This is a genomic window from Vibrio sp. E150_011 (genome assembly GCF_053544015.1).
Map to the genome: position 1 here is coordinate 13,899 of NZ_JBHFOL010000016.1, position 14,238 is coordinate 28,136.

At 42.8% G+C, this 14,238-nt stretch carries 13 protein-coding genes; 9 read left to right on the top strand and 4 right to left on the bottom strand.

Features of this window, described 5'->3' with window-relative positions; genetic code table 11:
* Window positions 1-3: 3 nt before the first annotated feature.
* The 4 genes from iolC (at window position 4) to ACE1OE_RS19400 (ending at window position 3,811) form a co-directional block, all read left to right on the top strand.
* Window positions 4-990 carry a 5-dehydro-2-deoxygluconokinase gene (gene iolC / locus ACE1OE_RS19385; protein ID WP_449212001.1) on the top strand — a complete coding sequence of 329 codons (987 nt, stop codon included), beginning with the start codon at window positions 4-6 and terminating at the stop codon, window positions 988-990.
* Between the two features lie 184 nt (window positions 991-1,174).
* The gene (locus tag ACE1OE_RS19390; protein WP_102532897.1) at window positions 1,175-2,047 is read left to right on the top strand and encodes a 5-deoxy-glucuronate isomerase; all 873 of its coding nucleotides are present in this window, start codon (window positions 1,175-1,177) and stop codon (window positions 2,045-2,047) included.
* Window positions 2,048-2,059: 12 nt separating this feature from the next.
* Window positions 2,060-2,887 carry a class II fructose-bisphosphate aldolase gene (locus ACE1OE_RS19395; protein ID WP_102532896.1) on the top strand — a complete coding sequence of 276 codons (828 nt, stop codon included), beginning with the start codon at window positions 2,060-2,062 and terminating at the stop codon, window positions 2,885-2,887.
* Between the two features lie 78 nt (window positions 2,888-2,965).
* Window positions 2,966-3,811: a MurR/RpiR family transcriptional regulator gene (locus ACE1OE_RS19400; RefSeq protein ID WP_102532895.1), complete on the top strand. Its 846-nt coding sequence runs from the start codon at window positions 2,966-2,968 to the stop codon at window positions 3,809-3,811.
* A gap of 149 nt (window positions 3,812-3,960) precedes the next feature.
* On the opposite strand, the gene ACE1OE_RS19405 is transcribed toward ACE1OE_RS19400, so the two are convergent.
* A complete protein-coding gene (locus ACE1OE_RS19405; protein WP_449212002.1) occupies window positions 3,961-4,821 on the bottom strand; it encodes a LysR family transcriptional regulator in 861 nt (286 codons plus the stop codon).
* 104 nt (window positions 4,822-4,925) lie between these two features.
* Here ACE1OE_RS19405 and ACE1OE_RS19410 point away from each other — a divergent pair, with 104 nt between their 5' ends.
* From ACE1OE_RS19410 to ACE1OE_RS19430, 5 genes are all read left to right on the top strand, one after another.
* Entirely contained in the window at window positions 4,926-5,990 is a 1,065-nt protein-coding gene (locus ACE1OE_RS19410; protein WP_449212003.1) for an HlyD family secretion protein, read from the top strand.
* A gap of 10 nt (window positions 5,991-6,000) precedes the next feature.
* On the top strand, window positions 6,001-6,993 hold the full coding sequence (locus ACE1OE_RS19415; RefSeq protein ID WP_449212004.1) for a DUF2955 domain-containing protein: 993 nt from the start codon (window positions 6,001-6,003) through the stop codon (window positions 6,991-6,993).
* Window positions 6,994-6,997: 4 nt separating this feature from the next.
* Complete coding sequence (locus tag ACE1OE_RS19420) at window positions 6,998-8,185, top strand: patatin-like phospholipase family protein (RefSeq protein ID WP_449212005.1); 1,188 nt, start codon at window positions 6,998-7,000, stop codon at window positions 8,183-8,185.
* Between the two features lie 50 nt (window positions 8,186-8,235).
* Window positions 8,236-10,263, top strand: a complete 2,028-nt coding sequence (locus ACE1OE_RS19425) for an oxidoreductase (protein ID WP_449212006.1) — start codon at window positions 8,236-8,238, stop codon at window positions 10,261-10,263.
* Between the two features lie 503 nt (window positions 10,264-10,766).
* Complete coding sequence (locus ACE1OE_RS19430) at window positions 10,767-11,054, top strand: hypothetical protein (RefSeq protein ID WP_102532890.1); 288 nt, start codon at window positions 10,767-10,769, stop codon at window positions 11,052-11,054.
* Between the two features lie 126 nt (window positions 11,055-11,180).
* On the opposite strand, the gene ACE1OE_RS19435 is transcribed toward ACE1OE_RS19430, so the two are convergent.
* From ACE1OE_RS19435 to ACE1OE_RS19445, 3 genes are all read right to left on the bottom strand, one after another.
* The gene (locus ACE1OE_RS19435; RefSeq protein WP_449212007.1) at window positions 11,181-11,522 is read right to left on the bottom strand and encodes a hypothetical protein; all 342 of its coding nucleotides are present in this window, start codon (window positions 11,520-11,522) and stop codon (window positions 11,181-11,183) included.
* A 92-nt stretch (window positions 11,523-11,614) separates the two neighbouring features.
* Window positions 11,615-12,223 (bottom strand): DUF3299 domain-containing protein, encoded by a 609-nt coding sequence (locus tag ACE1OE_RS19440; protein ID WP_449212008.1) that lies wholly within the window; start codon window positions 12,221-12,223, stop codon window positions 11,615-11,617.
* 98 nt (window positions 12,224-12,321) lie between these two features.
* Window positions 12,322-13,842, bottom strand: coding sequence for a M20 family peptidase (locus ACE1OE_RS19445; RefSeq protein WP_449212009.1), 1,521 nt, complete (start codon window positions 13,840-13,842; stop codon window positions 12,322-12,324).
* Between the last annotated feature and the right edge of the window lie 396 nt (window positions 13,843-14,238).

A 14,238-nucleotide genomic window follows, 5' to 3' on the forward strand; every position in this document is an offset into this window, starting at 1 on the left:
ACTATGACAAAGATTGCACTTCCAAAGGATCGCAAACTCGATGCCATCGTATTAGGTCGCGCTGGCGTTGATCTGTATGCCCGAGAGTTCAATACGGACATGGCCGATATCTCTGGCTTTAACAAATTTGTGGGTGGTTCAGCAGCAAACATTGCTGTGGCGATTAGTCGCCTAGGCGGAAAAACGGGCTTTATTGGTTGCGTGGCGAATGACGCCTTCGGCGGTTACGTCAAAGGTTACATGCAAGAGCAAGGCATAAACCTTGACGGCATGATGACTGATGATACGGGCTCTCGCACCTCGGTGGCATTTACTGAAATGAAACCCAGTGATTGTACCGTATTGATTTACCGAAACAATGCGTCTGATCTTACGATCAAACCAGAACAAGTCAGTGCGGATTACATTGCTAGCTCAAAAACACTCGTGGTAACGGGCACGGCCTTGTCGGAAAGCCCAAGCCGTGAAGCCACACTGATCGCGATGGAGCATGCTCGACGAGCTGGCACCGTGGTGATTCTTGATGTGGATTACCGCCCTTACTCGTGGCGCACCGATGTTGATGCTTCCATCTATTACGGCATCGCAGCGGGTTTGTCTGACATCGTCATTGGTAACCGTGAAGAGTTCGACATGATGGAAACGGTATTGGCACCAGGTAATCAAGATGATGACCAAACGGCGGCGCGCTTTTTACACCAAAACACACAAGTGGTCGTGATTAAAGCGGGTGAGCTTGGATCGAAAGTGTACTGCAAAGATGGCTACAAATTTGAGCAGGGCATTTTCCGAGTCAAAGTAAACAAACCATTTGGTTCAGGTGATTCGTTCGCCGGTGGCCTTATTTGGACACTGATTAACGATGGTGAATTGGAAGATGGCGTTCGTCACGGATCGGCGGCAGCTGCAATTAACGTCAGCGGAGACAGTTGTACGGAAGCAATGCCTACGAAAGAAGAACTGCTCGATTTTATTGAGAGCAGAACATAACGCTTTTGACTTGAACCTTCTTTAAAACATAAAGGGCTAAGTCAGCCGGGCCGGTAATTTTCTAAGTGATTAACAAGCTTTGGATTGCAACCATCTCGGCCCGGTATTTTTATTCGTTTCGAATGAAATAACAAAGAACTACGTTGAGTCGCAACGACGACTCAACGAATGAGGAGAAAGGATTATGGGTAAGCATATACCCCCGTTTAATAATAAGAATCAGCCAATCGTCGATGTTAACGATGACGTCACACCACTTTGTTACTTTAACCAAGTTCGCTTAGCTCAAAGCGAACAGCATATTCACTCGGTTGAAGGGTATGAATCGGTTATCGTCTTGGCTGGAGGCACGTGCTGCATTTCGGTCAGTAACGGTAGTGACGAACCACAAGTCTTTGACAACATTGGTCAACGTCGCTCGGTATGGGACGGTGAACCTGAATCAGTGTATGTTCCACTAGGTTATACAGCGACCATTGACTGTGTGAGTGACGATGCGGATGTGATGATTGCCGGTGGTAAATTTGACGCGTCATTGGAACCGTTTTGTGTTCGTGCTGATGAGGTTGAAATGGTTCAGTACGGATCCGATGACACCAAAACACATCGTAAAATCAAACACGTTCTAGGCCAAAGTAACGCAGACAAACGTGGTCGCTTGTTGGTGAGTGAGTTATTTACGGTAGGTGCTGGCGGTTGGTCGGGCTTTCCTCCACATAAACACGATGAAGACCGCATCAAAGAAGATGGCAGCAAGGAAACGTTGTACGAAGAAGTCTATCAGTTCCGTTTTAATCCAGATTTTGGGTTTGGAGCGCAATTCTTATATGAGCATGAAGATGATTTCGGACCGGTTTACCATGTTCGCACGGGCTCTGTGATTGCGATTGACAAAGGCTATCACCCTAGCGTAGCTGCGCCAGGTTATGAGATGTACTACTTCACCATCATTGTTGGAAAAACATCGAAATCTCTAGTTCAGCACTTTGACCCTCATCATGAGTATCAGGTTGAAACCATTCCAGGCATCAAGGACATGATTGCCAAGTTTAAATAAGAGGGAAACGTTATGCTGGTTAATTTAAACGACTTATTACCTGATGCTGCAGCGTCAAATTATTCGGTTCCTTGCTTTAATGTTTTCGGATTTGAAGATGCTCGCGCGGTTGTTGAAGCAGCAGAAGAAGTCAACAAGGCTGTTATCTTAGCGTGTAACAAGGATGTAGTGGACTTTTATGGTGTGGAGACGGCGGCTGCCATGTTTTTGGGTTTGGCGACTAAAGCCTCGGTACCGGTGTGCCTTCACCTTGACCATACGTATGAAGAAGATATTGTATTTCGTGCATTAAAAGCGGGTTTTAGCTCGGTCATGTTTGATGGTTCTCAGCTGAGTTTGGAAGAGAACATTGCACGTACTCGCAAAGTGGCCGACGTTGCTCATGCGCTCGGGGCATCGGTTGAAGGTGAGATTGGTTCAGTACCGTACGACGAAGGTCGTGACCATATTAAAACCATAGATACCAGCCCAGAGGATGCGGCTAGGTTTGCAAGAGAAAGCGGCGCAGACTGCGTGGCGATTTCGGTAGGAAATATCCACCGCTTAACCGAGCCAACTTGTACGATTGATTTTGGTTTGCTGGATCGCATTGCTGCTCAAGTGTCGATTCCTCTCGTCATTCATGGCACAAGTGGTATCCGAGATGAAGATATGGAGAAGCTCAAACAGAGCCGTGTTTCCAAATTCAATATTGGTACCTGCCTGCGTCAGGCATTAGGCAACAATTTGCGCGGTTATATGAATGATGAGCCGGAGAAGTTTGACCGAATCTATTTCATGCAAAAAGCGATGCCCTACGTAAAAGAAGAAGCGATTCGAAACTTCGAGCTTTTATCTTAGAATTAATACCCCAGAGTGCTGAACCTTGGGGTATTATTGATTTAACAACACGAGTATTGAACGGGAAACAAGTCGGGTATGGAAGTTGAAACTACTGAAATTCTACAAGTGCCTGCTGATTTAGACTCTCTCAAAGAGTTAATCGTAAAGCGCTATGACAACCTGAGCCAACGCTTACAACAAGTCGCAGACTATGTGTTAGCTCAGCCGATGTTGGTTGCTGTTGAAACCATGGCAACCATTGCGGAACAGGCGAACGTACCATTATCGACATTGAGCCGATTTTCTAACGCGATGGGCTTTAGTGGCTTTAGTCACATGCAAGCGCTGTTTCGAGACCAGTATCTAAACAGGCCTCGTGATTATAAAGATCGAGTGCGTAAGGCAAGAGACCAAGATACGTATCGTCCTGAATCGCCGACGGCAATCTTTAATGATTATTGCGCGGCGAACGTTGATGCGATAGAAAAGCTACAAGTCTCAGTTTCGCCACATAAGCTTGAACGAGCGGTGAGCCTGATGGATCAAGCTGAGACCATTTACATCCAAGGCATGCGCCGCGCGTATCCTGTTGCATTTTATCTTTGGTATGCCCTCATGAAGTCTGACAATAATGTCGTCCTACTCGATGACCATGGCGGTATGCTGACCCCAATGATACGCAATATGAACGAGAAGGATGTGCTCGTGACGGTGACTTTCGCACCTTATGCGGTGGAAACCAGCAATGTTATTGAATCTGCTCATGATCGAGGCGTACCTATCGTTGCCATCGCAGACAACCAAATGATGGCGCATGGCAGCAAAATGGATGTCTGTTTCGAAGTAGAAGAAGGCGAGGTAATGGGCTTTCGTTCACTCAGTTCATCGATGTATTTGGCTCAAACATTGGCCGTGAGCTTAATGTGTCGTGAGATCAAATAGCGCTTGTTTTTTACCGCTTATCCCTCCTAAAAAAGCCGATGATTTATCGGCTTTTTTAATGCCAATCAATGACCTCTGTTCGCTCTATGTCGCCTGCCTTTGTGATGTGACACTATGACCATGAAAACCTATGTTATTGGAGGCAATGTTTAGCTATTTCCGAACTCGGTCCTGAACATGTCAATTAAAACTTTAACTTTGTTCGGAAGATAACTGTTTGAAGGGTAGAGCATCGTTAGTTGCAGTTCTTTATGTTCGTACCCAGAAAGCACTTCGATGAGTTCTCCCTTATCGATAGCTTCAGTAACATGCAGCTCGGGCAGAAATGCTATACCCAATCCCGATTTTGCCATTGAACGCAATAAGTAAAGGTCATCGGACTTTAACGAAACATCCATGCTCTTATCAATGATTGCCGAATGATAACGATTAACGAATAGTCGATGTTCCTTAAGATCATCGAATGATTGAATTTTGTTGTGTGCCTTGACGTATTGTTGTGACGCGACAAAACAGCACTTATAAGGCAATAGTCTAAACTGCACGTATTGATCGTCAGACACGTGCACTACATTTGGTAATATTTGTAAGTCAAAGTTCTGTCTTTTTAAATTGACGCTTTGTTGGTGATTTTCTATCTCTATTTTTACGTTAGGGAATGCACAAGAATAATCCGTGAGCACGGAATTGAATACTGTCGATGTCATTAATGCGGAAGGAATGGCTAGCCGAATCTTACCGTCGAAGTCTTGTTTGTGAGCTCTAATTTGCGCTAGTCCACTCGCAACGGATTGCAGTCGCTCTGAAGCTACTGCGTACAGATGTTTACCATGTTCTGTTAGTTCAATAGTGCGAGTCGTTCTAATAAGCAACTCACAGCCGAGTGAGTCCTCAAGTTCTTGCAGTCGGCGGCTCACCTTGGAGCGTTGGAGTTGGTTGGCTTTTGCTGCGGCGCTAATTCCGCCATGTAGTACCACTTGGACAAACAGCCAAGTATTATCAAAACTCATTTATTGTCCTAAATATAGTGCATATATGACCTGTCTTTCATTCTAGTTAGTTCACCTATAGAAAGCTACTATGGCGACTAAATTCTTTCATGGTAGTTAGTTATATGGGAAAAGAGCAAACGTTTAGACGAATTATGCTATTTCTTATTGTCCTCTTTATAGCCATTTTTTCGTATATCGTTGTGGCGGATAGACAGGCTCCGATTAGTAGCGAAGGACGGGTTCACGGGCTGGTCGTTCAAGTTGCGTCAGAGGTAATTGGTCGAGTCACAAAAGTTAGGGTCGTGAATAATCAGCGGGTAAAAAAAGGCGATATTCTATTTGAGTTGGATCAAGAACCTTATCTTATTGCTTTAAAGGATGCACGATTGTCACTAGAGTCGGCGGAAGAAGAGTTACTTTCGCTGCAAACTCAAAAAGATGTACTTTTAGCGGGGATAAGGCAAGCTCGGGCACATTTCGATAATGCCAAAAGGGAATTTATAAGAGCTCAGGAGCTAGAGCGAAGGAATCTTACGTCAAAGTCGGAATTTGATGCAGCAGAGCGGCTTTACTTAATGGCAGCGGCGGGCCTAGAAGCTGAAAAGCAGAGTCTTCGATCAATCAAGATATTACTTGGTCAAGACGGTAATACCACTATCCAACTCAAGGTTGCCCAAAATCGATTGAATAAAGTCGCATTAGACCTAGAGAACACGAAAATACGCGCTTCAGTAAATGGTGTTGTGACTAATCTTCGGTTAGATGTAGGAACAATGGCCAGCGTGCAAGTTCCTTTATTATCCATAGTTTCTACCGACTCTCTCTGGATTGCCGCCGATTTTAGGGAAAAGTCTGTGAGTCGTATATCAAAAGGCTCATACGCTTACGTTACCTTTGACGCGTACCCAGGGAAAGTATTCTCCTATTCTGTGGAAAGTCGAGATAAAGGGGTGATGTCTGCTCAATATATGCCGAACGGAACCCTCAGCCAGATCGAGGTTAATAACCGCTGGGTTCGAGATGCACAACGAGCTCGAATCAATTTAGCCAACGATAAGCCACTTCCAGACGCCTTATTTGTTGGATCGCGAGCCACACTGACCTTATATGTAGAAGAAAAGAGTTTCTGGCAAAAGCTGGCGTGGATACAAATAAAAGTAGTGAGCTGGTTGCATTTTGTCTACTAAGGCGGACACGATGAAAGTCTATCGAATTTGGTTTGGTTGTTCTTTAGGTTTGACACTAAGTATGCTGTTAAACTGGAATTATGGTTTCTTAGCGGTATTATTACCGATGTTTGTATTAAGTAAATCTCCTACATTTAATTTGGCATTTTTATTAATGGTTGTGGCAGCTACTATCTTTGTTACAGCTACAGCAACATATATATGGGAATACACTAAACATCATCCACTATTAATGTTTAGTGTGGTTGCACCAATGATGCTTATTTACTGCTTGGCAATGCTAAAAAAAGCAACATTTATTTTTGGGTATTTAGGTATATTGGTAGGTTCGGTTGTATTTAACTTGTCAAGCTATAGTATGTTCGATATTAGTGATTTTAACATTAACTTGTGGATCATTTGCGTGTGTAATATTGCTGTATGTGCACTTGCGTACTTAATTTTCCCAGATAATCTATTTGATACTAAAGACGCTAATAATAAAATAAATAATATGCCGGAGATCAAAGTTGCCGATGTGGTTGTCGTGTGGATACTAGTGATGATAGCGTTCGTTATTTTTCAATCCACTAATTTATATGACTCTGCCTCAGCAAATGCATCAATATTTGTAATGTTGGCTCCAATGAGCCTAGTTAGTGTAGTCATGATGGCAAAAGTAAGGATATTGGGTACGGCATTAGGATGCTCATTTGGGCTAGGTGCTCAATTAATAATGGGTGTTTGGTTTGATGTCGGAATATTATATTGGCTGATTTTGGTCATTTTCATTGGTGGAATCTGCACGATGTTGGTTAAGGATAAAGCTCAAGAAGCGATTGGATATTCGGCCATGTCTGCTTTGAGTGTACCTTTAACAACTGTGTTAGTGCCTGGTAGTAATGATGCGGTATTTAATACTCTATACCGATTCAGTTCAATTTTAATCGCGGTATTAGGTGGTGTGATCATTTTCCTCAGTGTGCACTATCTATTTAACTTAGTTGATAATAAAGAAGTATGAGCTGATGAGTGATTCTGGATCCATGATGCTAAAAAAAACAGCATTATTATATTTATTAGTATTGCCGATGGTTTTGGGTTGCACTTCTATAGAAGATAGAAGTGCAAGTAAAATCAGTGAGACGTTAAGCCCTTTGAACGAACAACATCTGAGATTTTGGGATGAAGACGAACATGCGTCCTTTAATATTTTCAATGAAATAGAAGTCATGTTAAGTCGTAAAGGCGACAATGAGGAGATCTATCATCTTGCCTTGTCAGGAGGAGGCGTAAATGGCGCGTTTTCTGCTGGATTATTAAATGCTTGGAGTGAGCGTGGAGATAGACCTGAATTCGATATTGTAACAGGCGTTTCTACAGGAGCCATCGTTGCCATTTATGCATTTTTGGGTAGTGACTATGACCAAGAGTTAAAACACTACTACACTGATACGTCCATTGACTCCTTATTTAAGAAAAACTCGTTCGTTACGACCTTATTTAAAGGTGCCTTTATTGATACGAGTGGATTTGAGTACCAAGTTAGGTCTGCCGTTGATAAGGAGTTAGTTGAACGTTTAGCAATAGAGAGAGCAAATGGACGAATTTTGTTAATAGGGACAACTAACCTTGATAACGAAAAACTTGCGATTTGGGATATTGGTCGAATCGCACAACTTAGTACTGATAAGTCAATGGCGTTAATTCAAGACATAGTTATAGCAAGTGCAGCTATACCTGGCGTATTCCCAGCGAAGACTATAAATATTACAATTAATAATGAGTCGTACGATGAAATTCATGTTGATGGTGGCGTGTCAAGGCAGGTTTTTTTGATACCAAGAACCGTAAGAAATAAATTATTACAAACTAACCGTAAACAAAATATTTTTGTTGTCCGTAATGGAAAGCTTGAGCCTGAATATCATCCGACAAAAAACTCGTTATTAGATATATCTTCTCGCTCTATCTCTATCATTTTAAGGAATCAAGTCATAGGTGATGTTGAATATATTTATCATTATGCAAAAGAAAATAATATGGACTATAAATTAGCGCATGTAAGTAATGATTATGAGTGGCAGGATGAATCTATATATTCAAAAGAATATATGATTAAGCTCTACCAGTATGGTGCAGGGAGACTGCTCACAAATGAGGTTTGGGTTAATGAGCCGCCAAGTTTAAGTAATAGTTATCGATTACCGAATTAAAATACCATATTAAAAAACAATTTGCTACCAAGTATTATGAGGTTTATAGGATGAAAGATAATCATGATGTTTTATTTGAGTCGATGAAAATTGGTTCAATGACGTTGAAAAATAGATATTCAATGGCTCCAATGGGGACGTTGGGTTTGGTCGATAATAATGGCGCTTACAATAAAAGAGGAATTGATTATTATGTCGCGCGGGCAAAAGGCGGCGTTGGACTAATCATCACAGGTATTCATATGGCAGAAAATGAGCTTGAACCCTTGCCTATGCCATCATTACCATGCCCAACACTAAATCCTACCGCTTATATAAGAAGTGCCAGAGAGCTTACCGAACGAGTACATAGCTATGGAACTAAGATCATTGGCCAGATTACGGCAGGGTGGGGGCGCTCAATGATACCGGGATTTACTCCTAAAGATAAGGCCGTTGCCCCTTCCATCGCCGCAAATCGATTTGATCCATCAATTACCCATAGGGCGCTTACGACTCAAGAGGTCCAATATTATATCCGTCAGTTCATTCAAACAGCAGTGATTATGCAAAAAGCAGGGTTTGATGGGATTGAGGTTCATGCCGTACATGAAGGTTATTTATTGGATCAGTTTGCACTTGAGTATTTCAACAAGCGAACGGATCAATACGGAGGAAGCTTCGAAAATCGTTATCGATTTGCCGTTGAGATTATTCAGGGGATTCGAAAAGTATGTGGTGAGCATTTCGCCATTACGCTCAGATTTTCAGTTAAGAGTAATATGAAAGGCTACGGACGAGGTATCCTTCCCGATGAAGACGCTACTGAAGTAGGTCGAGATTTGGAAGAAGGATTGAATGCAGCACGATTGTTCGAAAAGGTGGGTTGTGATGCACTAAATGTTGATGTTGGAACCTATGATGCGTGGTACTGGAACCATCCGCCCAATTACTTTCGTCCTGGTATGTACCAGCCCTATTGCCTCGCGGTTAGTGAAGTCGTTGATATCCCAGTTATCATGGCTGGACGGATGGATAACCCTGATCTTGCATCAAGTGCAGTTAAAAATAAAATTGCAGATAACATTTCTCTTGGCCGTCCTTTATTGGCAGATCCTAACATTGTCTCGAAGATTCGATGTGGGAAATACGAGGAAGTTCGACCATGCTTATCATGTCATCAAGGTTGCTTAGGCCGTATGGCGGAAGTTGGAAATGTATCATGTGCTGTCAACCCTCAGTGTGGAAGAGAAGAAGAGTATTCGCTTTCACCAGCACTAAAATGTAAGAAGGTCGTTGTCGTTGGTGGTGGTGTCGGTGGAATGGAAGTGGCGAGAGTCGCATCTCAACGTGGTCATAATGTTGTTTTGTTTGAGCGAACGTCACAACTTGGGGGAAATGTTATCCCTGGTAGCCAACCGCCGTTTAAGCATGATGATAAGTTACTTCTAGATTGGTACCAAGGAGAGATGGTAAGACACGCGGTTGATGTGCGTTTCAATTTTGAAGCTACGCTTGATGCGATAATGAAAGAAAATCCTGATAGTGTTATTTTTGCGACGGGATCAAAGCCTATTATTCCACACAATATTAAAGGTGTCGGAAACCAGAACGTATTATCCGCGGAACAAGTATTGTTGAATCCGGATTGCATTATAGATCTGCGTGTTGTCGTAGTGGGTGGTGGGTTAGTTGGTTCAGAAGTTGCTTTGTGGATGGCTCAGCGAGGGAAAGCAGTAACTTTGATTGAAGCCGATGATGATATCATTGGTGGGCCTCATGGTACTTGCTTCGCTAATTATCTGATGTTGCGAGAAATGTTAGAAAATGAAACAGTGGTAATTAAAACGTCGACAAGGCTGCAGGAAATTACTGAAACAGGCGTCGTTGTTGAGTGCCAAAACCCCTCCTCAACAATGCAAGTTATTGAAGCCAATCATATCATTCTTGCTATGGGTTATAAGTCCGCTTCTAGTTTGTTCGACTCTTTGCATGGAAAACTTGATGTAGAAGAGGTTTACAATATTGGTGACAGTAAGAAAGCTCGAACCATTATGTCTGCGATTTGGGAAGGGTACGAAATAGGGCGTGCTCTATAGAAAGAGATTAACAAAGGGCAGCTCTTATTTCGTCCTTTTAGCGTGTACTATCTGCCCCAGTCAGACTAGGCGCTTCATTGAGCAACGGCGAGGTCATGGGCTTCTCACCAAGTTCCTTGATGTATTTGGCTCAAACATTCGCCGTTAGCTTAATGTGTCGTGAGATCAAATAGCCTTAACGTTTATCCCTTTTATAAAAGCCGGTGATTTATCGGTTTTTATACTGCTAATCAATGATATATGTTCGTTTTATTTCGCCTGTCTTTGTGATGTGAGGATAACCATTAAACCTATGTTTTTGGAATAAAACCCTACCCTAGGACTTTATTGTATGACTTTGTCAGTAACTGTTGATTAACGTTGTTGTAACATGTAGTTTGATTTTATAATTGTCAATTGTGGATGATTAGCTAAAGTTTGATGGTCATCTTTAATGGCGGGAAATGATTAAGGTCGTGACCTCAATGGTAATTAACAATCCAACCAGAACAATGGGTTAAGTTATGAACATTGAATTAAGACGAACAATAGAACAACTACTCGTGATCGCAAGCCGTGAGGGGGTTTCCATCATTGGCTTAGTGGACTCCCCCGAGGACACTCAATGCCAGATTATTAGAGCGATTCAAATTGACTGCAAGCCTGAAACTCGCGCTGTTGATGAAGTGCTGATAGGGCAGCATTGCTCTGGAGATTTGAAGCACTGCGAAACGTGTCATTTGGCGAACGACGGCGAATCTAACGCAGCAGGTAGCACGAAAAAATGGAAGCCACTCTATCTGGTTAAATAGATAAGGTTGCTTATGTAAGCCTTGTCCATCAAGCCTGTCTGATAGATAGCTCAACTGACGCCACCTGTACTTTTCCCCTTAGCGCCAGTTCACGTTTAAAGCTTATCAAGCCAAACGCTTCAATGTTCATTTTTCTTTCAATATCATTGTATTCGTTTCGTTGGCTAATGCCGCTACATAGTCATCATAAAACTTATCGCTCACGTCAACGCCAAGTACCATTGCTTCGCTTTGGATAAATGTTTTTTGTTGCCGGTAAACACACAAAATGATGTCACCATCAACCTTTTGTTTATCGTAAGTGGTTTGGCAATCTCGCATACTTTGTGCCATCTCTTCTGATATCTCCGGTATTTCGGCGTGCTTTACTCGGTCTAGAAATTCTTGTTGCTGAACAAAGGAGGATTCAACTGAGAACGCAAAATAACTCACAAAACACAATAGCAACAACACGTTAGGATTTCTCATTGGATTCATCATGCCTTAAAGGTTAGGTGCTTAAGTAAAGGCCACCTGCGCTAATTTCACAAGCTGGGTTGTGACTGATCAGGTCGCCCTGTTTAATGATAGAGCTCAATATCTGACGCGTTAATGACGTACCCCGTTTTAATTTCCTGATTACCATCAGACAATGCAACCGACGCGCCGACAGACTCCGTTTTAATATCGCCTTTCACCCACACTGGTGTGTATAAACTTTGTAATTCATGACCTTTGGGGAATTCGACTAAAATCGTTTGATTGACTGGCGGGGGAGGTGTGTGAATACAAGCCCCTGCAGTTGGTACCAAAATGAACTGAGTCCCCATTAACCCTTCCATTTCGAGAGGTACTAAAAACCCGGCTAGCTGCATATCATTAATGTTGAGATCGGTAACAACATCGGTTGTTTGTTGCGTTCGTTGTTCAAGCAGTTCAGATACGTTGAGGCCAAATTTTTCAGCCAACGCGACGCGTTGAATGTATCCGTCATTTTCCATTGGACTTAACTGGCGAGTTTTTTGAGCAATTTCATAAGCATAAATCTCAGAAAGTAATGCCTTATTACCTGGTGAAAGGGTCTGATATTGATTCTGCGCAGGTCGTAATGACTGCCAAGATAGTGTTTCAGATGCTTGTGCAAATAAACTAAAGCAACAGGCCATAACCATCAGCAATGCATTTTTCATAACAGTATTTTCTCATGAGAATAAAAGCCAAATGTTCAAATGGCTAAGAAAACCTTAGCCATTTGATAGTCTTACAGCAGTGATAAAGAGTCGTCAGATTACAGGCTTTCTAAGTTGTCCATAAGTTGATAGAAAAACCCAATAGAGCGACCATACTCTTTGACCAAGATTCGTTCATTCACACCGTGAAAGCCTTCAAATTCCTTCACACTTTCTAGTTGAATTGCCGTCATCGTATATACATCTGGAGCGAATTCTCGAGCTTGGAAGTGTTTAGAGTCTGAGCCACCGATGACAAAGAAAGGCGATACAATTAAGTCATTCCCCCACGTTTGACGGATGGTTTTTTCTAGCACTTTGTAACCTTCTCCGCTTGGGTCTGCGACATTGGTTGCGGGTGTTGAGGCTGATATATCACGAACGGTTATTCTTTCATCATTAATTGCGTTTTTAACATGTTCAATGATTACCTCAGGGGTGTCACCTGGCATGGGTCTAAAGTTCACCACCGCGGTAGCTGCTGGCGGCAGTACATTATCTTTGATGCCGGCATTGAACATTGTTACTGCTGTGGTGGTATGCAGCATGGCACGTGTGACTTGGTTTTTTGACATGACATCAATGAAATTTTTCTCCAAGTCTGTCACGGTGTCGTTGTCACCGTAGGCCACGGCTTTGTATAGTGGTTGTTGCGCTTCAGGAAGCTCAGGGCCCATATATCGATATTGGTATCTCACCGCCTCGTGGATTTTGTAAGGGAATTGCGCGGCTTCAACTTTCTCAACGGCTTTTGCTAGTGCGACAATATTCGACTCTTCCCCTGGTTGTGAGGAATGGCCGCCAACGCCTTTTATCGCAATCTCTAGACTGATAAACCCTTTCTGAGCAATACCAATTAATGCCGTGTTTTCACGAATGCCAGGGAATATACCCGGTACAAGGGGCGCGGATTCATCCATAACAAACGCTATTTTCTCATAGCGCTGTTCAATGATATCAGCGGCATGCTTCGCGCCTTCTGGCCCGCCGACTTCTTCATCGTGACCAAATACAAACAAAATGGTACGTTCAGGCTGGAAACCTTCGCTTAACTTCATTTCAGTCGCTTCTAAAAGTGCTTGAAGTTGGTTTTTATCATCTAAAGAGCCACGACCCCATATATAACCGTCTTTAATCACGCCGGAGAATGGTGCTTCTTTCCATTCATCGCGAGATTCTTCGGCGATAGGGACTACGTCTTGGTGCGCCATAAAAATGGCAGGTGATAGAGATGGGTTTTTCCCTTCCCATGTGTAAATCAAGCTGAAAGGACGTGGGTCGCCCACTTCTTCGCGTTTGAGCGTTTTATGAACTAACGGGTAGGATTCTTTAAGAAATTGGTGGTAGTCACGGAAGGCTTGTTCATCAAAATCACTACGGTCTTGATTAGAGATGGTTTGGAATTGAACTGCTTGTGATAAGCGTTGTGCTGCGCCTTCAACATCCACTTGAATGTTCACTTTTTCAATACCTTGCATCTGCATAGAGCTAAAGTCTTGCGTTTCAGCCAGGGCTGAAACACTTGCGGCCAGTGCCAGCGCAGAGGTTATGCTCGTAAATAGTTTTGATGGTTTTGTCATCGCAAGGTTCCTTAGTTAGACAGGCAGTAATTGATGCTTGGGTTGATGTGTACATTGTGGAGGCAAAAGATAAATGGAACGAATCGCTTATGCAGGGTTGTATCCTGCATGAATACCATTCGTTTATATTCATAGGTATCGGTGGCATGTTTGTGCTCCCGTCTCTTTCTCACACAGGCATTAAGGTGCGAGTTATTTCCTTGAAAAAGACGATCGCCAAAGTAGGAGACTATGCGGTCTTTGGTTGAGGTGTTCTTGACGCGGTTGTGATTTTGCTTTGCTTATGCCTTCCTCATTTCCACTAACCTCGGAGTTTACAGTGGTAGATATTTGAGACTTAAATCGATGGGATCGGGCGACAGGGAACGTCGTTCCACCGTTGTAGGCTGTTGAGGG

Bases quoted from the DNA above. Each gene is read 5' to 3' on its own strand.
- iolC (WP_449212001.1), top strand. From the start codon at position 4: ATGACAAAGATTGCACTTCCAAAGGATCGCAAACTCGATGCCATCGTA.
- ACE1OE_RS19390 (WP_102532897.1), top strand. From the start codon at position 1,175: ATGGGTAAGCATATACCCCCGTTTAATAATAAGAATCAGCCAATCGTC.
- ACE1OE_RS19395 (WP_102532896.1), top strand. From the start codon at position 2,060: ATGCTGGTTAATTTAAACGACTTATTACCTGATGCTGCAGCGTCAAAT.
- ACE1OE_RS19400 (WP_102532895.1), top strand. From the start codon at position 2,966: ATGGAAGTTGAAACTACTGAAATTCTACAAGTGCCTGCTGATTTAGAC.
- ACE1OE_RS19405 (WP_449212002.1), bottom strand. From the start codon at position 4,821: ATGAGTTTTGATAATACTTGGCTGTTTGTCCAAGTGGTACTACATGGC.
- ACE1OE_RS19410 (WP_449212003.1), top strand. From the start codon at position 4,926: ATGGGAAAAGAGCAAACGTTTAGACGAATTATGCTATTTCTTATTGTC.
- ACE1OE_RS19415 (WP_449212004.1), top strand. From the start codon at position 6,001: ATGAAAGTCTATCGAATTTGGTTTGGTTGTTCTTTAGGTTTGACACTA.
- ACE1OE_RS19420 (WP_449212005.1), top strand. From the start codon at position 6,998: ATGAGTGATTCTGGATCCATGATGCTAAAAAAAACAGCATTATTATAT.
- ACE1OE_RS19425 (WP_449212006.1), top strand. From the start codon at position 8,236: ATGAAAGATAATCATGATGTTTTATTTGAGTCGATGAAAATTGGTTCA.
- ACE1OE_RS19430 (WP_102532890.1), top strand. From the start codon at position 10,767: ATGAACATTGAATTAAGACGAACAATAGAACAACTACTCGTGATCGCA.
- ACE1OE_RS19435 (WP_449212007.1), bottom strand. From the start codon at position 11,522: ATGAGAAATCCTAACGTGTTGTTGCTATTGTGTTTTGTGAGTTATTTT.
- ACE1OE_RS19440 (WP_449212008.1), bottom strand. From the start codon at position 12,223: ATGAAAAATGCATTGCTGATGGTTATGGCCTGTTGCTTTAGTTTATTT.
- ACE1OE_RS19445 (WP_449212009.1), bottom strand. From the start codon at position 13,842: ATGACAAAACCATCAAAACTATTTACGAGCATAACCTCTGCGCTGGCA.